The sequence below is a fragment of the Hydrogenophaga borbori genome (genome assembly GCF_003417535.1).
GTDB lineage: Bacteria > Pseudomonadota > Gammaproteobacteria > Burkholderiales > Burkholderiaceae_C > Hydrogenophaga > Hydrogenophaga borbori.
Genome location: NZ_QVLS01000019.1, coordinates 1 through 17,828 on the forward strand (window position 1 = coordinate 1; position 17,828 = coordinate 17,828).

The 17,828-nt window shown below is 70.5% G+C and carries 20 protein-coding genes; 12 read left to right on the forward strand and 8 right to left on the reverse strand.

The genetic code is table 11. The features are described from left to right. Positions 1-80 precede the first annotated feature (80 nt). Together DY262_RS20905 and DY262_RS20910 are read right to left on the reverse strand one after the other, a co-directional pair. The gene (locus DY262_RS20905) at positions 81-419 is read right to left on the reverse strand and encodes an Imm70 family immunity protein (protein ID WP_116960987.1); all 339 of its coding nucleotides are present in this window, start codon (positions 417-419) and stop codon (positions 81-83) included. Positions 420-631: 212 nt separating this feature from the next. Then, the gene (locus DY262_RS20910; protein ID WP_116960988.1) at positions 632-1,183 is read right to left on the reverse strand and encodes a helix-turn-helix domain-containing protein; all 552 of its coding nucleotides are present in this window, start codon (positions 1,181-1,183) and stop codon (positions 632-634) included. Here DY262_RS20910 and DY262_RS20915 point away from each other — a divergent pair. Further along, positions 1,176-1,661: a hypothetical protein gene (locus DY262_RS20915; RefSeq protein WP_116960989.1), complete on the forward strand. Its 486-nt coding sequence runs from the start codon at positions 1,176-1,178 to the stop codon at positions 1,659-1,661. The two genes, DY262_RS20910 and DY262_RS20915, sit on opposite strands and share 8 nt — an antisense overlap. A 28-nt stretch (positions 1,662-1,689) precedes the next feature. Here the strand turns inward: DY262_RS20915 and DY262_RS20920 are convergent, their stop codons facing one another. The 4 genes from DY262_RS20920 to DY262_RS20935 are packed head-to-tail and all read right to left on the reverse strand — an operon-like array spanning position 1,690 to position 3,716. Then, positions 1,690-2,088, reverse strand: coding sequence for an ACT domain-containing protein (locus DY262_RS20920; RefSeq protein WP_116960990.1), 399 nt, complete (start codon positions 2,086-2,088; stop codon positions 1,690-1,692). Positions 2,089-2,111: 23 nt separating this feature from the next. Further along, a complete protein-coding gene (locus tag DY262_RS20925; RefSeq protein ID WP_116960991.1) occupies positions 2,112-2,819 on the reverse strand; it encodes an RES family NAD+ phosphorylase in 708 nt (235 codons plus the stop codon). Next, positions 2,816-3,205 (reverse strand): antitoxin Xre-like helix-turn-helix domain-containing protein, encoded by a 390-nt coding sequence (locus DY262_RS20930; RefSeq protein WP_116960992.1) that lies wholly within the window; start codon positions 3,203-3,205, stop codon positions 2,816-2,818. Before DY262_RS20930 ends, DY262_RS20925 begins: the two co-directional genes overlap by 4 nt. A 49-nt stretch (positions 3,206-3,254) precedes the next feature. Next, positions 3,255-3,716 (reverse strand): DUF1810 domain-containing protein, encoded by a 462-nt coding sequence (locus tag DY262_RS20935; protein ID WP_116960993.1) that lies wholly within the window; start codon positions 3,714-3,716, stop codon positions 3,255-3,257. A 308-nt stretch (positions 3,717-4,024) separates the two neighbouring features. Between DY262_RS20935 and DY262_RS20940 the strand changes: the two genes are divergently transcribed. Together DY262_RS20940 and DY262_RS20945 are read left to right on the forward strand one after the other, a co-directional pair. Continuing rightward, positions 4,025-4,618, forward strand: coding sequence for a hypothetical protein (locus DY262_RS20940; RefSeq protein ID WP_116960994.1), 594 nt, complete (start codon positions 4,025-4,027; stop codon positions 4,616-4,618). A 76-nt stretch (positions 4,619-4,694) separates the two neighbouring features. Continuing rightward, positions 4,695-5,909: a multidrug effflux MFS transporter gene (locus tag DY262_RS20945; RefSeq protein ID WP_116960995.1), complete on the forward strand. Its 1,215-nt coding sequence runs from the start codon at positions 4,695-4,697 to the stop codon at positions 5,907-5,909. Here the strand turns inward: DY262_RS20945 and DY262_RS20950 are convergent. Then, positions 5,899-8,103 (reverse strand): TonB-dependent receptor domain-containing protein, encoded by a 2,205-nt coding sequence (locus DY262_RS20950; RefSeq protein WP_116960996.1) that lies wholly within the window; start codon positions 8,101-8,103, stop codon positions 5,899-5,901. The genes DY262_RS20945 and DY262_RS20950 overlap by 11 nt on opposite strands. A gap of 265 nt (positions 8,104-8,368) precedes the next feature. Between DY262_RS20950 and DY262_RS20955 the strand changes: the two genes are divergently transcribed. The 6 genes from DY262_RS20955 (at position 8,369) to DY262_RS20980 (ending at position 15,339) form a co-directional block, all read left to right on the forward strand. Then, complete coding sequence (locus DY262_RS20955; RefSeq protein WP_116960997.1) at positions 8,369-9,322, forward strand: bifunctional helix-turn-helix transcriptional regulator/GNAT family N-acetyltransferase; 954 nt, start codon at positions 8,369-8,371, stop codon at positions 9,320-9,322. A gap of 145 nt (positions 9,323-9,467) precedes the next feature. After that, positions 9,468-10,463, forward strand: coding sequence for an MBL fold metallo-hydrolase (locus DY262_RS20960; protein WP_416186957.1), 996 nt, complete (start codon positions 9,468-9,470; stop codon positions 10,461-10,463). Between the two features lie 89 nt (positions 10,464-10,552). Continuing rightward, positions 10,553-12,007 carry a TolC family protein gene (locus DY262_RS20965; RefSeq protein WP_116960999.1) on the forward strand — a complete coding sequence of 485 codons (1,455 nt, stop codon included), beginning with the start codon at positions 10,553-10,555 and terminating at the stop codon, positions 12,005-12,007. A 1-nt stretch (position 12,008) separates the two neighbouring features. After that, the gene (locus tag DY262_RS20970) at positions 12,009-12,986 is read left to right on the forward strand and encodes an HlyD family secretion protein (RefSeq protein WP_116961000.1); all 978 of its coding nucleotides are present in this window, start codon (positions 12,009-12,011) and stop codon (positions 12,984-12,986) included. A gap of 26 nt (positions 12,987-13,012) precedes the next feature. Next, positions 13,013-14,197: an ABC transporter permease gene (locus DY262_RS20975; RefSeq protein ID WP_181936590.1), complete on the forward strand. Its 1,185-nt coding sequence runs from the start codon at positions 13,013-13,015 to the stop codon at positions 14,195-14,197. Next, on the forward strand, positions 14,194-15,339 hold the full coding sequence (locus DY262_RS20980; protein ID WP_116961001.1) for an ABC transporter permease: 1,146 nt from the start codon (positions 14,194-14,196) through the stop codon (positions 15,337-15,339). The genes DY262_RS20975 and DY262_RS20980 overlap by 4 nt, the downstream gene beginning before the upstream one ends. Here DY262_RS20980 and DY262_RS20985 read toward each other — a convergent pair. Continuing rightward, complete coding sequence (locus DY262_RS20985) at positions 15,329-15,730, reverse strand: TonB-dependent receptor domain-containing protein (protein WP_116961002.1); 402 nt, start codon at positions 15,728-15,730, stop codon at positions 15,329-15,331. The two genes, DY262_RS20980 and DY262_RS20985, sit on opposite strands and share 11 nt — an antisense overlap. Positions 15,731-15,788: 58 nt before the next feature. On the opposite strand from DY262_RS20985, the gene DY262_RS22175 reads away from it, so the two are divergent. The 3 genes from DY262_RS22175 to DY262_RS20995 all read left to right on the forward strand — a co-directional run bounded on the left by DY262_RS22175 (position 15,789) and on the right by DY262_RS20995 (position 17,828). Beyond that, positions 15,789-15,923, forward strand: a complete 135-nt coding sequence (locus DY262_RS22175) for a hypothetical protein (RefSeq protein WP_281272939.1) — start codon at positions 15,789-15,791, stop codon at positions 15,921-15,923. Positions 15,924-16,023: 100 nt separating this feature from the next. After that, positions 16,024-16,971 carry a MurR/RpiR family transcriptional regulator gene (locus DY262_RS20990; protein ID WP_245981149.1) on the forward strand — a complete coding sequence of 316 codons (948 nt, stop codon included), beginning with the start codon at positions 16,024-16,026 and terminating at the stop codon, positions 16,969-16,971. Continuing rightward, positions 16,968-17,828, forward strand: a complete 861-nt coding sequence (locus DY262_RS20995) for an ABC transporter permease (RefSeq protein ID WP_116961003.1) — start codon at positions 16,968-16,970, stop codon at positions 17,826-17,828. Before DY262_RS20990 ends, DY262_RS20995 begins: the two co-directional genes overlap by 4 nt.

Consider the following 17,828-nt stretch of genomic DNA (forward strand, 5'->3'; position numbering starts at 1 on the left):
CGCCCCCATGAGTCCCTCGGCCGAATCCCACCGGTCGAGTACCGTGTCAAACTGTTCCCCAACCTCTACTTCTGACTGGCTCAGGAATTCGAGGGGACCACAAAGTTTCCCAAAGACGTGATTTCTTCAGCAATTTCATCGCCCCAAGGGGGGCGAGCTGAGAGGTCATCTATGTCCCACACGACTGCGGACGGAGGAAAACCTTCCAGCAACTGCTTCACCGCAGTCAACTCCGCCAAGGCTGCTCGGGCATTCTTGTGGCTCAAACGACCCTGGTACAGGTCGTTCATGAGAAGTGGAAACCGTGACCCCCATCCATCGGGTTCGCAGCGAACAGATATCGTTGAGAAGAACGCATTCAGAAAGGAGGGCGTGCCAATCTCACTAGTGACTGAGCCCACTCGAATTCCCACTGCCATTGCCTGCCTTTCATATTCGAACGACCGCTTCTGGCCGATTTCGGCAGTCTAGCTACGCACTCGCCTCATGCAAGCAGGCGCCCCATATCGCAAAGGCCTGAGCGTCCGTAACGTGGCGCAGAACGAACGTTCACTGCGCAAGCCTGGCCGACCGCTCTCGCTGCAAATCCGACTCTCAGCCAATCAGTACAACCCGTTCGACCCAGCCCGATCTATTTGCTCAACAACGCCTCAAGCGATAGATCGAGCGAAGCCGCAAGCTTCGCCAGCGTTTGAAGTGATGGGTTGCGCGCCTGGCGCTCGATGTGCGCGATGACGTACATGCTGACGCCCGACCGCTGCCCCAGTGTGTCCTGGGTCAACATCAGCGCCTTCCTTGCCGAGACGAGCTTGTGTGCCAGCACCTCCTCGATCAGCGCATCGCCGTCTTGTCGGGCCACTGGCCTCAGGCCGACCAGAGAGCCCGTGGTGACGCCGAGCGCCCGGGCCAGTTTGTCTACCGTGTTCAAGGAGACGTTGACCTGCCCTTGCTCCATCAACCGGATCATTCGTGGGTTCACACGCGCCTGCTCCGCCAGCGCGCCAAGGCTCCAGTTCCCTTTTGCTCGCAGAGCAATCAGGTTCGCAGCCAGTGGGGCAAGAAAGGGAGGTGTATCGGGGGCTTCGGCAGACACCAAAAAAGTGTTGGCTTCGAAAGCCTTCGTGCAAATACTTTGAGGCAGAATTTCCCTCCCTTTGGCCTTTGGGACTCCCACCGTGTTCATCACCGCCCCCGGCCTCGTCCAGCACCTCCACCCCGCCCAGGTGGCCCCGCGCCAGACGCATTGGCCGGCCATCACGCTCGCGCTGGAGCGGCCCTGGTACCTGCTGGTTCATGAGGTGTCCTGCAACGGCCAGAAGCGGTCGCAGACCTCGCTGGTGGCCTGGGACGCGACGCTGCTGGACCTGCTGGCCCGCATTCCCGTCGCGGACCTCAGCGGCATCGCGCGCCTGGACCGGCGCCGCGAGGCCGGCCCCAGTTGGGCTCTGGAGTGGATAGGCGCGCTGTGGGCGCCCGCACCGGGCGAGTCGCCGGCCCTCGGCCCCTTGCTGTTCCAGCTGGGCACCGACCCGCAATTGCGCAACACCGATCTGCTGCCCGTGGGCGAGGCCGCCGGCAGGCGCCTGCTGTATGAAGCGGCCCGCGCGCGCTCTGCAGGGCCAGACCCAGGCCCTTCCGGTGTGGCTTGGCGTAGAGCGTGAGGCGACCCTGGCGTCGAACGGCCCCGCGTCAGCCGGACCGGGACAGCTCGTCCAAGGCCTGCAGCGCGTCGTCCAGCCTGTCCCTGGGCACGAACAGGTGGTCGTGGTGGAAGGCCGAGACCACGTTGCAGGCGATGCCCCGGGCCGCGAGCGCGGCGCTGATGCGGGCCAGGAAGCCCACGGCGTCCAGGGCCGAGTGGATGGTCAGCGTCACCATCCGCGATTCGAACTGGAACGCCAGGCCCAGCGCCTGCGCCTGCCGCAGCGGGACGATGGCCGTCAGGCCCTCGGGTTCATGGAAGCTGCCGACCGGGCTGAGCGCTTCGGGGAGCCGGCCGTTGGAAAAGCAGCAGAAAACGAACACCTCGGGGTGGACCGAGGGGGTCATCTGCTGCAGCAGGGTGGGGAGGTGGTGTTCGGCGGGCATGTGTCGATTCGGCGCTCCGGTGTTCAGAAATCCCACGCCCACCGCTCCCGCCCCCGCGTGAGCATCACCCGTTGCCGCGTGGCCTTGCAGTGCCAGGTTTGCAGGGTGCCGTCGAGCCCGCCCGGGGGCTCGCGCAGGCACTGGGGCAGCAGGGCCACGGCGCAGAACTGCCCCGGCGCGCGCACGGATTCGTAGCGCAGCCATTGCAGGCCGCGCGCCTGCGCCGCCGTGGCCACGGCGTGGGTGGCGCTGTAGTCGCTGTCCTGCGTCCAGTCGGCGCGGGCCTGGTGCCAGGGTGGGGCGCTCAGGTCGATGGAAGGGCCTTCGATCTGGCCCTGGAAGAAGCTGTGCTCGGTCAGCAGCTCGCGGTCTCTCAGGCCTTCGCTGTCGCTGACGAAGCGGTGGCGCCAGTAGGCCACTTCGGCGCCGGCGGCGAACAGGGTTTCGGCGCCGTACCACTGCCCCTTGGCGTGCGCCGCGCGAAAGCGGCTGGCGTGGGCTGGCGCGTAGCGGAAGGGCGTGGCCAGCAGGTAGTGCAGCCCCTGGGCCGCCGCGGGCAGGGCGGGTTTGCTGTCGTCCAGCAGTTGTTCCAGCAGGGCTTGTTCGTCGGGGTCGTCGACCAGGCGCAGGGTGGAGACCACGTGCTGGGCCTCCACGCCGCGCCAGGCCAGGGTGCGGCGCACGGCGGTGGCGCCCGCCGCCGCGAACCATTCGGTGGACCAGGCGCTCACGCGGGCGCCCGCATGCCGTCCAGGTAGTTCAGCGTGGCCACCAGGCCTTCGGCCTTCTGCACCAGCTTGAGGGGGACGCCGGCCAGGGCGTCGTTGGGGGTGCCCATCCAGGCGCGGCGCTTGGCGTCGTCGGTGCCCACCAGGGCGTCCAGCGATCGGTAGACGCGCACCAGCAGCAGGGCCAGTTCGCCTTCCTTGGACTGCGGGTTGAGGGTCTTGTCGCCGCGCACCAGCCGCGAGACGCTGGGCTCGCTCAGGCCCAGGGTGCGGCCCAGGTCGGCGCCGGACAGGCCCAGCAACTGGCTGGCGCGCACCGTGGCCTTGGCGAGGACCTGGTCGGCTTGGGGCTGGGGTTTGGGCTGGGCTTGCTGGGTAAGGCGTTTCACGATGAGACTCCCATTGAGGCTTTCCAATGAAATTTTACGTGGAAATTCTTTAATTTTTTGCTGGATTCTTGTTCGTCTCGAGTCCTTCAGTCAGCAGGCGCAAGGTCTGCTCGTCCGGCTGGCCTTGGTAGAACACCGCCAGTGCCTGGGCGAAGCAGGGCTCCTGCGGCGCCACCGCCGCAAACAGCGTCAGACACGACCGGAGCTTTATCGCGTCCACCTCGCCCAGCATCGCCACCGCGGTTCGATCGGGGTGGCCGAGCAGGGCGTTGACGCAGTCCACCAGGCGGGGGCCCAGCACGGGGTGGGCCAGGTAGTCGGCGGCTTCCTGGCGGTCGCGGATGCCGTACTCGCGCGCCCTCTGGCTTCGGCCCAGCTCGCGCAGCTGCGGCAGCACGTACCAGATCCAGTGCGTGCGCTTCTGGCCCGCCTTCAGTTCGGCCAGGGCCTGCGGGTAGTCGTGGGCCTGGGCGTGCAGGAAGCGGTCGAGGGGCGAGGGCGGGGCGGTCATGGCGGCGCGGGGGGTGGCGGGCTTGTCTCCCTCAAGCGTGCACGAAATTACCGCCCTCGCGGTATTTGCGGTCGGCCTGGGCGCTGATGCAATCGCACGCGCTGTTTTTCCCGGGCCGCCCTGTCGCCGCCCACCAACGGCCCTTGACGCCATCGCCCGGTGACAGGCCTTCAGCCCCGCGCTGACGCCTCGCCCCACGCGTTCCCCATCCACGTTTTTTTCCGTCCCAGCGGCTGCCCGGCGAGGCCAGCCGCCGGGAGGCTTTGCCCCGTCCTGCCTCGCCGTCCGAGAACCAAGAAAGTCTTTTCATGAAGCTGTCCCATGCCCTGTTGACCACCGCCTTCAGCCTGTCGCTCGCCGCCTGTGGCGGTGGGGGCGGCGATGCCCCGGCGACCGCCTCCGCCGACCAAGCCAAGGTGTCGCTGGCGGAGTTCGAAGGCGTCTGGAAACGCGACGCCGCCCACGACGTTTGCGTGCCCGACTTTGTCTACAACAAGGACTACGCCGCCCGCGTGCGCGACGTCACGCTGACGAAGACAGGCAGCAACGAGCTGGAAATCGCCTACGCGGTGCAGGTCTACAGCGACGACGCCTGCACGGTCAAACAAGGCCTGGTGAGGGAACGCTTCACCGTGAGCCTGGTGCCGGTGACCCGGGCCGGCCGGGACAACGTGGTCAAAGGCATTCCCCGCTTTGTCGGGGTCGTGGCCAGCGCCGATGGCGGGGCGGGCATCACCCTCACCGCGCTGCCCGACGGTCGCATGACCGGTTTGACCAACGTGAAAACCATTGGCGACGTGCAAGGCGGCCGGCTTCAGTTCTCCGTGGCCGAGTCGGGCCAGCCGGTGGACGCCGACGGCTACCCCAACGACTTCAACGCCAACGACTACTTCGTTCGCTGAGCGCCGCGCCCAGGCGACCGATCCTGGGAGGGCTCTCACCCCAAAAGGATTTGCCCTCCCAACGAAAATCGCCGCGATGCAATCTTCCTCTTATTACCGAATGGCCCTGATCCTGGGCCTGCTGTCGGCCATCGGCCCCTTCGCCATCGACATGTACCTGCCCGCGCTGCCGGCCATCGGCAGCGCCCTGGGCGCCGAGGTGGGCGCCGTGCAGTTCAGCCTGACGGCTTTCTTCCTGTCGCTGGGCGTCGGGCAGCTCTTGTACGGGCCGGTGTCCGACATGGTGGGGCGCAAGCCGCCGCTGTATTTCGGCCTGGGTCTGTTCGTGGTGGCCAGCGTGGGCTGCGCGCTGGCGTCCGACATCCACACCCTGGTGGCTTTCCGCTTCCTGCAGGGCCTGGGCGCGGCGGCCGGCATGGCCATTCCGCGCGCCGTGGTGCGCGACCTGCACACCGGCACCGAGGCCGCGCGCCTGATGTCGCTGCTGATGCTGGTGTTCAGCGTGTCGCCCATCCTGGCGCCGCTGGCCGGCAGCGGGGTGATCGCGCTGGCCGGCTGGCGCGGCGTGTTCTGGGCGGTGGCGCTGGCGGCCGTGGCCGGGCTGGCGCTGGTGGGGGCCACGCTGCGCGAGACGCGCCCGCCCGAGCAGCGGGTGGACAGCAGCGTCGGCGGCGCGCTGCGCGCCTACCGTCTGCTGCTGGGCGACTGGCACTACCTCGGGCTGGTGGGCATCGGCAGTTGCGCGCTGGCGGGCTTCTTTGTGTTCCTGGCAGGCTCGCCCTTTGTGCTCATCAACCACTACGGGCTCACGCCCACGCAGTACAGCCTGGCGTTCTCGTTCAACGCGGTGGCCTTCATCGGCGCCTCGCAGTTCACCGCCACGCTGGGGCGGCGCTTCGGCCTGGCGCCCATGGTGAAGGTGGCGGCCACGGCCTCGGGTTCCACCATCGCGTTGCTGCTGGCCTATTACCTGTTCGGCGGTGACGCTCTGTGGGTGCTGATGGCGCTGAACTTCATCGCCAGCGCCTTCATGGGCCTGGTGATTCCCACGGTGTCGGTGCTGGCGCTGGAGGAGCACGGCCCCATCGCGGGCACGGCCTCGGCGCTGATGGGCACGCTGCAGATGCTGGTGGGCGCCCTGGCCATGGCGGTGGTGGGCGTGTTCGCCAACGGCCAGCCGCTGCCCATGGTGGTGGGCATGGCGCTGGGCTCGTTCAGCAGCGTGGCGCTGACCTGGCTGACCCTGGCCCGACCGGCTGGGGGCTCGCGCCCCCAGGCCCTCAGAACGTGATGTTCGCGGACAGCCAGAAGGTGCGGCCCGGCAGCGTGGTGCCGCTCACCGAGGCGCCGCCCTGGAAGTACCCGTTCACCCAGGTGGGCGTGCCGTTGAGGTTGACCAGGCGGTACTCCCGGAAGTCCTTGTCGAACAGGTTGTAGATGTTGGCGTTGAGCGTCACGTTCTTCGACAGCTTGTAGGCGCCGCCCAGGTGGAAGAGGGCGTGGGCCTTGATGTCGCCCACGGCCTGGTAGATGGCCAGGTTGTTGCCGGTGAGGCGGGCCGGGTCGCCGCTGAAGCGCGGGCTCTTGCCGCGGTATTCGCCGCGCAGCCACAGGCTCCACTTGTCGCTCGGGTCCCAGCTCAGCTGGGCGTTGGCCACGTGGCGGGCGGTGTTGGCCAGCTGGCCGTTCTTCACACCGTTTTCGATCACCTCGCTGCCGGTCCAGGTGTAGCCCAGCTTCAGGCCCCAGTCCTTGGCGATCTGGACGCGGCTGCTGAGCTCCAGGCCGTAGGTGGTGGCCTCGTCCACGTTGATGGCGTAGGTGGCGTTGGGGTTGGCCGAGCAGCTCGACACCCAGTTGACCGTGCAGTCGCCGCCGCTGCTGATCTTGTCCTTGACCTTGTTGTGGAACAGGGTCACGGCGCTGCTCAGGCCGGCCTGGCTGTCGAACAGCGCCGAAAGTTCGGTGCTGGTGCTGGTCTCGGGCTTGAGGTTCGGGTTGCCGATGTTGAGGGTGGCGCCCTGGCCGCTGACGCCGCTCACGCCGTCGATGAGCTGGTTCAGGCGCGGCGCGCGAAAGCCCTTGCTGACGCCGCCCTTGAGGGTCCAGTGCCGGGTGGCGTCCCACACCAGGTAGGCGCGCGGGCTCACCTGGCCGCCGAAGGCGCTGTGGTTGTCGTAGCGGGCGCCGAGCGTGGCGGTCAGCGCCTGGCTGAGTTTCCATTCGTCCTCGGCGAACACCGCCCACAGGGTCTGGTCGTGCTTCTGGGGCAGCAGGCCGTCGGTGAGCTGGGCGTCCCACCATTGGCCGCCCAGGGTCAGCACGTGCGCGTCGCCCACCGGGGCCACGAGCTTGCTGTCGAGCACCAGGTTGGTGGTCTTGAGCTCGCGCGGCGTGCCGCGGCGCGGGTCGCCGGCGGGCACGGCGCCGCCGGGGATGGTGCGGCCGATGGTCTCCGTCTCGGTGTGCATCAGGCTGGACTCGAGCAGGCCCACGCCCAGGCGCGCGGTGTGGCCCACGGCCACCTGGTCGCGGTTGAAGCGCAGGGCGTCCTGGTAGCCGGGCGGGTTGTTGCCGAGCAGGTTGGTGGTGGCGTCGCGCGTGCCCAGGCGGCCGTCGCTGTTGTCGTACCAGGTGCGGCCCTGTTCCACGTCGAGCCAGAGCTCGTGGTGGCGGTTGGGTGTGAGCGTGAGGCGCGCGCCCAGGTTGTGCTGGCGGCTTTCGGCGGGGGCGGGGTTGCGCGCGGCGGCGGGCTGGGTCGCGCCGGGGGCGAGCACGAAGTCCGAGGCCTCGCGGCGGTAGAGGTTGCCGCGCACGGCCAGGCCCAGCAGGTCCTGCACGAGGGGGCCGCTGGTGTAGAGGTTGTAGCGCTGCTGCACGCCCCAGTCGCTGTCCTGCGGAATGCCGGTCTCCAGCGTGAGCTGGCCGCCCCATGCCTTGGCCACCTTGCGGGTGATGATGTTGATCACGCCGCCCATGGCGTCGGAGCCGTAGAGCGTGGACATGGGCCCGCGGATGATCTCGATGCGCTCGATGGCGGCCACCGGCGGGATCAGGCTGGTGTGCGCGGCGCCGAAGCCGTTGGGCGTGACGTCGCCGGCCACGTTCTGGCGGCGGCCGTCGATGAGGATCAGCGTGTACTCGCTGGGCATGCCGCGGATGCTGATGTCCAGGCCGCCGGTCTTGCCCGTGCCGCCGAGCACGTCGATGCCTTCGACGCCGGCCAGGGCTTCGGCCAGGTCGCGGTATTGGCGCGTTTCCAGTTCCTGGCGCGTGACGACCGAAATCGAGGCGGGCGCCTGCTTGAGCTCCTGCTCGAAGCCCGAGGCGGAGACCACGACCTCGCTGAGCGAGACCTCGGCGGTCTGGGCGTGGGCGTGGCCCAGCAACAGCAGGCCGCAGGCGAGGGCGGTGGCCTGCAGGGGGAACCGGCCAGCCGGCGGGGTGCGCCGCCGCGCGGGCGGCGGGGTCAGGTGTCGAGACATCAGCTTCCTCTGTGGGATGTGTTGGGTTGGCGGACTGGCTGGCTACGGCTGCAACCCGACCCACACACGGCGCACAGGGGCGCGGCCGACGGGAGAAGGCGAACTTGGCTGGCTGGTTACGGATTATTGCAAATAAAAATGATTCTTCTTAACTTGATCTTAAGTTTTGATCGGGAAAGGGGCGATTGCGTGCCGCCCGCGCCTCCGGGCGGGGACCGCCCTGGGCGCTGGATTTTTATTGCCATTGGCAAATGAAAACTTGACAATGGCAAGTATGTCGACGCCCCAAGCCCCCAGCCCCGTGCCCGCCGCCGCCGTCAAGGCGGTGCGCCGTTTCAACCGCTTCTACACCCGCCGCGCGGGCGTGCTCTCGCCCTACCTGGGGGGCGATCTGTCGCTGACCGAGGTGCGCGTGCTCTACGAACTGGCGCACCAGCCGGGCCTGGTGGCCACCGAGCTGGCGCGCGAGCTGGGCATGGACGGTGGCTACCTCAGCCGCATCCTCAAGCGCTTCGAGCAGTCGGGCTGGCTCAGCCGCGCGCCCAGCCCGAAGGACGCGCGCCAGAGCCTGCTGACCCTCACCGACGCCGGGCACGCGGCCTTCGCGCCCCTGCAGCAGAAGTCGCGCGAGGAGGCCGCGGCGCTGCTGGCCCCACTGGCGCCGGCCGAGCAGCAGGCGGTGGTGGACGCGATGGCGCGCATCGAGCGGCTGCTGGACCCCACGGCCGTGCCGCGCACGCGCGCGGCCGTGCTGCGCGAGCCGCGCCCCGGCGACATGGGCTGGGTGGTGCAGCAGCACGGCGAGGTCTACGCGCGCGAGTACGGCTGGAACATGGCCTTCGAGGCGTTGGTGGCCGACATCGTGGCCAAGTACGTGCGCGAGTTTCAGCCCGACTGGGAGCGTTGCTGGATCGCCGAACTCGACGGCGAGCGCGTGGGCTCGGCCTTCGTGGTGCGCCAGTCGGCCAGCACGGCGCAGCTGCGCATGCTGCTGCTGACGCCGGCCGCGCGCGGCCTGGGCCTGGGCGCGCGCCTGACCGACGAATGCCTGGCCTTCGCGCGGCACAAGGGCTACCGCAAGATGATGCTGTGGACCAATAGCTGCCTCACGGCGGCGCGCGAGATCTACGCCAAGCGCGGGTTCGAGCGGGTGAAGTCGGAGCCGTACGAGGGCTTCGGGCAGTCGCTGGTGGGCGAGACCTGGGAACTGAAGCTTTGAGGCGGTTCGGGGGGGCCTCGGCCCGCCCACCCATCGCGCCTGAAGCCCTGAACCTTCAGAAACACCCACTCGGCTTTTCGTGTCGTCGCTGCTACATTCGAATTTACTTATGAATGAGACGGCCGCCCCCCACCCCCGTTCCCGTGTGCAAGCCCCCGGCCACCCCCTCGGCTGGACCCGGCTGAAGCGCCGGGCGCGCGCCGCCCTGGCGGCGCTGGCGGGCGCGGGGGTCCTGTCCGGCGCGCTGGCGCAAACGCCCGCGCCCCAGCCCTTGCCGGTCCAGCAGGTGGCGCCCGGCATCTGGCTGGCACAGGGCGAGGCGGCGCTGGGCTCGCCGGCCAACCGCAACTTCATCTCCAACGCCGCCTTCGTCGTCACGCCCGAGGGCGTGGTGGTGATCGACGCGCTGGGCTCGCCCGCGCTGGCCGACGGCCTGCTGGCCGCCATCGCGCGCATCACCCCGTTGCCGGTGCGCTACGTGATCGTCACGCACTACCACGCCGACCACATCTACGGCCTGCAGCGCTTCAAGGCGGCGGGGGCCCGCATCGTGGCCGGCACGCAGGGGCGCGAGTACCTGGCCTCGGACACCGCCCGGCTGCGCCTGCAGGCCAGCCGCGAAGAGCTGGCGCCCTGGATCGACGAGCGCACGCAACTGGTGCCCGCCGACCGCTGGCTCGATGGGCCGACCGTGATCGAACTGGGCGGCGAGCGCTTGCGCGTGCAGCCGGTGGGTCCCGCGCACACGCCGGAAGACCTGGTCGTGCTGCACGAGCGCACGGGCGTGTTGTTCACCGGCGACCTGGTCTTCCAGGGGCGCATCCCCTTCGTGGGCCAGGCCGACAGCAGCAGCTGGATCCGCTCGCTGGACCAGCTGCTGGCCCTCAAGCCCCAGCTGCTGGTGCCGGGCCACGGCGCCATTTCCTCGCAGCCGGCGGCGGACCTGCGCCTCACGCGCGACTACCTGGTGCACCTGCGCCAGGCCATGGGCGAGGCGGCGGCCAACCTGGAGCCCTTCGAGGACGCCTACGCGCGCACCGACTGGTCGCGCTTCGAATCGCTGCCGCTGTTCCAGGCGGCCAACCGCATCAACGCCTACAACACCTACCTGCTGATGGAGCGCGAGGGCATGCGGCGCTGAGGCCCGGTGCGTGCGTCGTCGCCTAGAATCGATCGGCTCTTTTCCTGGCCGCGCTCGAGCGGCGGCCGCAGACACCGGGGTGGCTCGATATGCCTAGGATCCTGACCGCATGGGGCCGCAGGGGCTGGCGCGCCGGCTCGCTCGGCCTGTGGCTGGCCGCGTTCGCGGCCGCGGCCTCGGCACAAGCGCCCGCGCCGTCGCCAGGCCCGGCGGCCACGCCCATCGCCTTCACCGCCGCCTGGGACCAGCTGCTGCGGCGCTCCGACCGGCTGGCGGCGGCCCGCGCGGCCACCGACAGCGAGGACCTGCGCGCCAGCGGCCTCGCCGGGCTGGGCGGGCCGGTGGTCAGCCTGTCGGGCGCCGCCTACGCCTACAACGCCAACCTGGACGTCAACCTCGACCCGGTGAACCAGCGCATCGCGCAGCTGGAGCAGCGCCTGCCGATCCCGCTGCAGAACCTGCCCATTCCGGTGGCGGTGCCGCAGTTCCCCTCGCGCTACACCTACAACCGGCACGACAGCGGCACCACCGCGTCCATCGGCGCGGTCTGGCCGATCTACGCCGGCGGCATGGCCGACGCGGTGCGCGGCATGCAGGAGGCGCGCGCCAGCGAGTCGCGCGCCGACGCCGACAAGGCCACCCACGAGCTCGCCACGCTGCTGGTGCAGCGCTACTTCGGCGCCCAGCTCGCCGCCCGCGCCGCCAGCCTGCGCGAGGCGGCGCTGCAGACCATCGCCCTGCACGACGCCTCGGCGCAGAAGATGCTCGACGCGGGCGTCATCGCGCGGGTGGACCGGCTGCAGGCGCGCAGCGCGCTCGAAGAGGCGCGGCGCAACGCCATGAAGGCGCGCGACGACGCCGAGCTGGCCGCCACCGCGCTCACGCGCACCATCAAGAGCGACACCCCGGTGGTGCCCAGCAACCCGCTGTTCGTGCTGTCGGCCCCCATCGAGCCGCTGCCGCATTTCCTGTCGGCCGCGCTGCAGCGCCACCCCGGCCTGGCCAAGGTGGCGGCCAAGAAGAGCGAGGCCGAGCGCCTGCACGCCGCCGGCGAGGCCTCGCGCAAGCCCCAGGTCTTCGCCTTCGGCCAACGCGAGCTCAAGAGCGGCAACGCCGACTGGGTGGCCGGCATCGGCGTGCGCTACACCCTGTGGGATTCGGTGGACCGGCACAAGCTGTCGGCGGCCACGCTGCAGCAGATCGAGCAGGCCGAGCGCACCGACGCCCAGGCCCGGGCCGACATCTCGCTGCTGGTCGAGCGCCACTGGCTGGCGGTGGAGCAGGCGCGGCGCCAGTTCATGGCCATGGCCCCGGGCGCCGAGCTGGCCGACGAGGTGCTGCGCCTGCGCGAGGCCGGCCTGCGCGAAGGCACCAGCACCATGCTCGACCTGATCGACGCGCGCACCAACGTCACCAAGGTGGCGACCGAGCGCGCCCAGGCGGCCAACGACTACGTCAATGCCCTGGCCGCGCTGCTGGAAGCCTGCGGCCTGTCCGAGGAATTCGCGGGCTACATGGCGCGCGCCGACATCCGTCTGGAATGACATGAGCCCTCAACAGAAACGCCTGTCCGCGGCCGCCGCCGGCGCGGCGCTGATCGCCTTGCTGGCCTACGGCTTCTGGCGCGCCTCGGCGCCGCCGCCGGACTACTTCCAGGGCCAGATGGAGGCGCGCGAGACGGACATCGCGCCCAAGATCGCCGGGCGCATCGCCGAGGTGCTGGTGATCGAGGGCGACCGCGTCGCGGTGGGCACGCCGCTGATGCGCATGGACAGCCCCGAGGTGGAGGCCAAGCTGGCCCAGGCCACCGCCGCGCAGCAGGCCGCCCAGGCCGTGGCCGAAAAGGCCGAGCGCGGCGCGCGCAAGGAAGAGGTGGAGATGGCGCGCCTGAACTGGCAGCGCGCCCAGGCCGCCGCCGACCTGGCCCAGAGTTCCTTCCGCCGCGTGGAGAACCTGGCGCGCGAAGGCCTGGTGGCGGCGCAAAAGCGCGACGAGGCCGAGGCCAACTACAAGGCCTCGCGCGACCAGGCCATGGCCGCGCGCGCGCAGTACGACATGGCGCGCGCCGGCGCGCGGCCCGAGGACAAGGCCGCCGCCGCCGCGCAGGCGCGCCAGGTGGCGGGCCTGGTGGCCGAGGTGGAGGCGGCCCGTGCGGAGACCGCCTTGCAAAGCCCGGTGGCCGGTGAGGTGGCCAAGGTGCTGGCGCGCCCCGGCGAGCTCTCGCCCCAGGGCGTGGCCGTGGTCACCGTGGTCGACCTGAACGACCAGTGGGTCGTGCTCAACGTGCGCGAGGACCGGCTCTCGCGCTTTCCCATCGGCGCCGAATTCGAGGCCACGCTGCCGGCCCTGCCGGGCCTGAGCGCGCGCTTCAAGGTCTTCTACAGCGCGGCGCTGCCCGACTTCGCCACCTGGCGCGCCACGCGCGCGGGCCAGGGCTTCGACGCGCGCACCTTCGAAGTCCGGGCCCGCCCCCTGCAGCCCATCGAGGGCGCGCGGCCCGGCATGAGCGTGCTGGTGCGCTAAGGCGATGTGATCGGCAGGCGAGGGCCATGCGCTTTACCCGGGCCTTCACGCAGGCGTGGTCGCGCGAATGGGCGCGCCTGCGCGCCAGCCCCTGGGACCTGGCCATGCTCAGCTGGGTGCCGCTGGCGGGTGTGGCGCTGCTGTGGTGGCTGTTCTCGGCCGGGCTGCCCACCCAGCTGCCGATCGGCGTGCTCGACCAGGACCACAGCGCGATGTCGCGCCAACTGGTGCGCTTCCTCGACGCCACGCCAGGCCTGCGCGTGGCGCGGCAACTGCCCGATCCGCACGCCGCGGCTGGCGCGCTCACCCGGGGCGAGCTGCACGCCGTGGTGCTCATCCCGAGCGGCTTCTCGCGCGAGCTCAAGCTGGGCCGCGCGGCCCAGCTCACGCTGCTGCACAACGCGCAGCTCGGCACGCACTCGGGCCTGATCCAGCGCGACGTGCGCACGGTGGTGGGCACGCTGTCGGCCGGCGTGGAGATGGCGGCGCGCCAGAAGCGCGGCGAGCCGGCGCGCGGCGTGCGCGTGGCCATGGAGCCGATCAAGGTCGACATGGTCACGCTGTTCAACCCCTCGCTGAACTACGAACAGTTCCTCGCGGCCGCGCTCATTCCCGCGCTGCTGCACATCCTGGCCATGACGGCCGGCGCCTGGGCCGTGGGGCGCGAGCTGCGCGACGGCACGGTCTGGTCCTGGCTCGGCGTGGCGCCGTCGCCCGCGGCCACGGCCGGCGCCTTGCTGGGCAAGCTGGCGCCGGCCTGGCTGCTGCTGCTGGGCGTGGCCAGCGCGGGCCTGCTCTGGTTGACCGGGGGGCGCGGCTGGCACCCGGCCGGGCACCTGTCCTGGGTCTGGCTGGCGCTCGCGGCCCTGCTGGCCCTGTCCATCGGGCTGGGCGCGCTGGTGGCGTCGGCCACCGCCTCGCTGCGCACGGCCCTGTCGGCCACGGGGCTGATCACGGCGCCGGCCTTCGCCTTCAGCGGCGTGGGCTTTCCGCTGCAGTCCATGCCGGCCGGCGCGCGCGCCTGGGCCGAGGCCTTGCCCTACACCCACTACATCCGCCTGCAGATGGAGCAGCTGCAGATGGGCGCGCCCGTGTCGCTCAGCGCGCCCACGCTGGCGGTGTTCGGGCTCGCCACGGCGGCCTTGCTGGCCGCTTGCGTCTGGCCGCTGATGGGCGCCAGCCGCTACCCTCACCGATGGGGGGGGCGATGAGCGGGCCGGGCTTCTGGCGCGAGCTGGCGGTCCACTGGCTCGCCACCCTGCGCGCGCTCTCGCGCGACGCGGGCATCCTGCTGATCCTGGTGGGCGCGCCGGTGCTCTACGGCTTTTTCTATCCCTGGCCCTACGCGCACCAGGCCGTCACGCGCGTGCCGGTGGCGGTGGTCGACCTGGACCGCAGCGGCCTGTCGCGCCAGATCACCCGCTTCGCGTCGGCCAGCCCGCGCATCGACGTGCGCTGGGTCGGCGGCAACGAGGAGGACGCGCGCCAGGCCCTGTGGCGCGGCGAGATCGAGGGCTACGCCGTGCTGCCGCGCGAGCTCAAGCGCAGCGTGGTGCGCGGCACGCCGGCCGTGGTCGGGGTGCACGCCAACGGCGCCTATGCGCTGCTCAACAAGGCCGTGCTCTACGGCTTCGCCGAGGCCGTGGGCACGGTGTCGGCCGGGGTGGAGATCCGCAAGCTCGAAGCGCGCGGCCAGCCCGCGCTGCAGGCCCAGGCCAGCCGCAGCCCGGTCAACCTTCAGATGGTGCCGCTGTTCAACCCCACCGAGGGCTACGGCGACTACGTCGTGCCCGCCGTGGCGCTGCTGATCCTGCAGCAGACCCTGCTGATGGGCTCGGCCATGCTGGCCGGCACGCTGGCCGAGGCGGGCCGCCTGCGCGCGGGCGCGGCGGCCTGGGCGGGCCGGGTGCTGGCGCTGTGCGGCGTGGGCTGGCTCAGCGGGCTGTTCTACTTCGGCTGGGTCTTCCTGATCGAGGACTTCCCGCGCGGCGCCAACCCCGGTGGCGCCCTGGTGCTGCTGCTGGCCTACATCCCCGCCGTGTGCCTGGCCGGCCTGGCGCTGGGCCGCTGGTTCGGTGACCGCGAGCGCGCGCTGCAGGTGCTGCTGTTCACGGCGTTGCCCATGGCCTTCCTCTCCGGCTTTTCGTGGCCGGTGGAGGCCATGCCCACGGCGCTGCAGTGGCTGCGCTGGCTCATTCCCAGCACGGCGGGCATCCAGGCCTCGCTGCGGCTGAACCAGATGGGCGCCTCGCTGGGCGATGTGATGCCGCTGATCGGGTGGCTTCTGGCGCTGGCCGTGCCCGCCGCGCTGCTGGCGGCGGGCCGTGGCCGGGACCGCGCGCTCAGAACCTGAGGCGCGCGCCGACGTAGAACGAGCGCGGCTCGCCGGACTGCAGGATGGCGTCGTTGGTGCCGGCCCTGTCGCGCACGCTGAAGTACGACACGTGGTTCTTGTCGGCCAGATTGCGCGCCTCGGCGAAGACCTCCCAGTCCTTGCCGGTCCAGCCCGCGCGCAGGCCCCACAGCGTGTAGCCATCCACACGGTAGGTGTTGCTGAAGTCGGCCCAGCGCTTGCCGACGATGTCCAGCGTGGGGCCGAAGAAGAAGCCGCTGGCGTGGCGCGGGTCGTCCAGCCACTGCTGGCGCGTCAACGCGCCGGGCAACTGCTGGTCGTTGTCGATCCGGGTGTGGTAGACGCGCGTCTGCACCCGCTCGCCCAGTTGCCAGCCGCCGTTGGCGTACAAGGCGGTGCGCTGCTGCCGCTGGTGCTCGCGAAAGCCTTCGTAGCGACGCGTCTCGGCGGTGACCAGCCCATCGAAGTCGCCGGAGGTGGTGCCCAGCGTCAGCAGCCCTTGGCGCTGGCCGTGGCTGCCCAGCTGGAGCAGCGGCTCGTTCGGCGCGCCGTCGCGCGCGGTCGGCGTGCGCGCGGCCGGCTGAAAATTTCATTGGAAGTTTTATTTCACATTTGATATTCTGTGAAAAAATACTTTCAAACCGGCGAAGCGCTGAGCACGCGCCCGCCATTGGCAGGAAGACCATGACCCAGAGACAAGCCGCCCGCGCCAGCGCGCCGCCCGCCGCCGACCCCGGCATACAGGCCCGCATCGCGGCGGCCCTGCCCCGGCTCACCGGCGCACAGCGGCAGTTGGCCGAATTCGTCAACCACGAGCTGTTCCGCGCGGCCACCATGCGCATCGAGGAGATCGCGCAGGCGGCCGGCGTGTCGGCGGCCTCGGCCAACCGCTTCGCGCGCGCGCTGGGCTTCGACGGCTACCCCCAGTTCCGCGCGGCCATGGTGCGGGAGTTCCAGGCCACGATGGCGCCAGTCGAGCGCCTGCGCGACGCGCTGGCCTCGCCGGCCAGCTCGCACGATGTGGTGCTGTCGGCGCTGGAGACCGACATCGACAACCTGCGCGCCACCCAGCGCACCCTGACCGGCAAGGCCTGCAACGACGCGGTGGGCGCCCTGGTGGCGGCACGGCGTGTGTACGTGCTGGGCTTCGGCAGCAGCGCCCAGCTTGCCGCGCAGCTGGAGTACGGCCTGACCCCTTACCTGGGCGATGTGCAGTCCCTGGCCACGGCGGCGGGGCCGGCCAACGCCGCGCGCCGCCTGCACGACCTGGGCGCCAAGGACGTGGTGGTGTCCATCGCCTTTCCGCGCTACCTGCGCGACACCGTGGCGCTGACGCGCATCGCGCGCGACAACGGCGCGCGCGTGCTGGCGCTGACCGACACGCCGTCCTCGCCCCTGGCCCGGCTGGCGCACACCACCTTGCTGATCAACGCCTACCGGCGCATGGCCGCCAATTCGGACGCGGTCGTGCTGTCGGTCATCCAGGGCCTGTGCGGCGCGGTGGCGCACCGCGTCGCGCACTCCGCGGGCTCGGCCGCGTCCATGACGCAATCGACCTTGCCCTGGCTCTACCAGGAGACCGGCCAGCTCGAGCCCGAGCCGGCCGCGCCCAACACCAGGCGCGCGCCATGAGCGCCCCCGCTTCGCTGTCCGCGCGCTGGCGGCGCGCGGGTGACGCCCTGTCGTTGCTGCGCTGGTCGCGCGTGCTGCACCTCGGCCTGGTGTGGCTGGTCTACCTGTTCATGCTCGCGCCCCTGATCTTCGTGGTCTGGCTGAGCTTCTTCCAGGACGCGATCCTGCACTTCCCGCCCTCGGGCCACACGCTGGACTGGTACCTCAAGGCCTGGCAGGACAAGGCCTTCAGCCAGGGTTTCATCTTCAGCTTCCAGGTGGCGCTGGTGGCGGCGCTGATCGGCGTCGTCGTTGGCGTGATGGCGGCGGTGGGCATCGTGCGCCACCGCTTCGCGGGCAGCGAATGGGTCAACACCCTGCTGCTGTCGCCGCTGCTCATCCCCGGCATCATCGTCGGCGTCGCGGTCTACCTGTTCTACCTGCGCGCCGAGAGCGTGCTGGACCAGGACATCGTCGGCACCTACACCGGCCTGGTGCTGGCCCACGTGTGCCTGACCATTCCCTGGACGGTGCGCCTGGTGTCGGCCGGCCTGCTGGGCCTGGACCCGTCCATCGCCGAGGCGGCGCGCAACCTGGGTGCCAGCAGCGGCGTGGCTTTCCTGCGGATCACGCTGCCCATGCTGCGGCCCTCCATCGTGGCCGCCGCGCTGTTCAGCTTCATCGTCTCGTTCGAGAACCTGGAGCTCTCGCTTTCGCTGGTCGGTCCGGGGCGCACCACGCTGCCCATCGCGATCATGCAGTACCTCGAATTCAACCTCGACCCGACGATCGCCGCGGTCTCGTCGGTGCAGGTGCTCTTGCTCGGGGCGGTGATGCTGCTCACCGACCGGTACGTCAAACTCAGTCAAGTGGTGTAG

What these genes read in the sequence shown, in the direction of transcription:
- DY262_RS20905 (WP_116960987.1), bottom strand. Translation starts at nt 419, where the DNA reads ATGGCAGTGGGAATTCGAGTGGGCTCAGTCACTAGTGAGATTGGCACG.
- DY262_RS20950 (WP_116960996.1), bottom strand. Translation starts at nt 8,103, where the DNA reads ATGTCTCGACACCTGACCCCGCCGCCCGCGCGGCGGCGCACCCCGCCG.
- DY262_RS20920 (WP_116960990.1), bottom strand. Translation starts at nt 2,088, where the DNA reads ATGCCCGCCGAACACCACCTCCCCACCCTGCTGCAGCAGATGACCCCC.
- DY262_RS20970 (WP_116961000.1), top strand. Translation starts at nt 12,009, where the DNA reads ATGAGCCCTCAACAGAAACGCCTGTCCGCGGCCGCCGCCGGCGCGGCG.
- DY262_RS20980 (WP_116961001.1), top strand. Translation starts at nt 14,194, where the DNA reads ATGAGCGGGCCGGGCTTCTGGCGCGAGCTGGCGGTCCACTGGCTCGCC.
- DY262_RS20945 (WP_116960995.1), top strand. Translation starts at nt 4,695, where the DNA reads ATGCAATCTTCCTCTTATTACCGAATGGCCCTGATCCTGGGCCTGCTG.
- DY262_RS20990 (WP_245981149.1), top strand. Translation starts at nt 16,024, where the DNA reads ATGACCCAGAGACAAGCCGCCCGCGCCAGCGCGCCGCCCGCCGCCGAC.
- DY262_RS20935 (WP_116960993.1), bottom strand. Translation starts at nt 3,716, where the DNA reads ATGACCGCCCCGCCCTCGCCCCTCGACCGCTTCCTGCACGCCCAGGCC.
- DY262_RS20965 (WP_116960999.1), top strand. Translation starts at nt 10,553, where the DNA reads ATGCCTAGGATCCTGACCGCATGGGGCCGCAGGGGCTGGCGCGCCGGC.
- DY262_RS20995 (WP_116961003.1), top strand. Translation starts at nt 16,968, where the DNA reads ATGAGCGCCCCCGCTTCGCTGTCCGCGCGCTGGCGGCGCGCGGGTGAC.
- DY262_RS20955 (WP_116960997.1), top strand. Translation starts at nt 8,369, where the DNA reads ATGGCAAGTATGTCGACGCCCCAAGCCCCCAGCCCCGTGCCCGCCGCC.
- DY262_RS20940 (WP_116960994.1), top strand. Translation starts at nt 4,025, where the DNA reads ATGAAGCTGTCCCATGCCCTGTTGACCACCGCCTTCAGCCTGTCGCTC.
- DY262_RS20975 (WP_181936590.1), top strand. Translation starts at nt 13,013, where the DNA reads ATGCGCTTTACCCGGGCCTTCACGCAGGCGTGGTCGCGCGAATGGGCG.
- DY262_RS20910 (WP_116960988.1), bottom strand. Translation starts at nt 1,183, where the DNA reads ATGAACACGGTGGGAGTCCCAAAGGCCAAAGGGAGGGAAATTCTGCCT.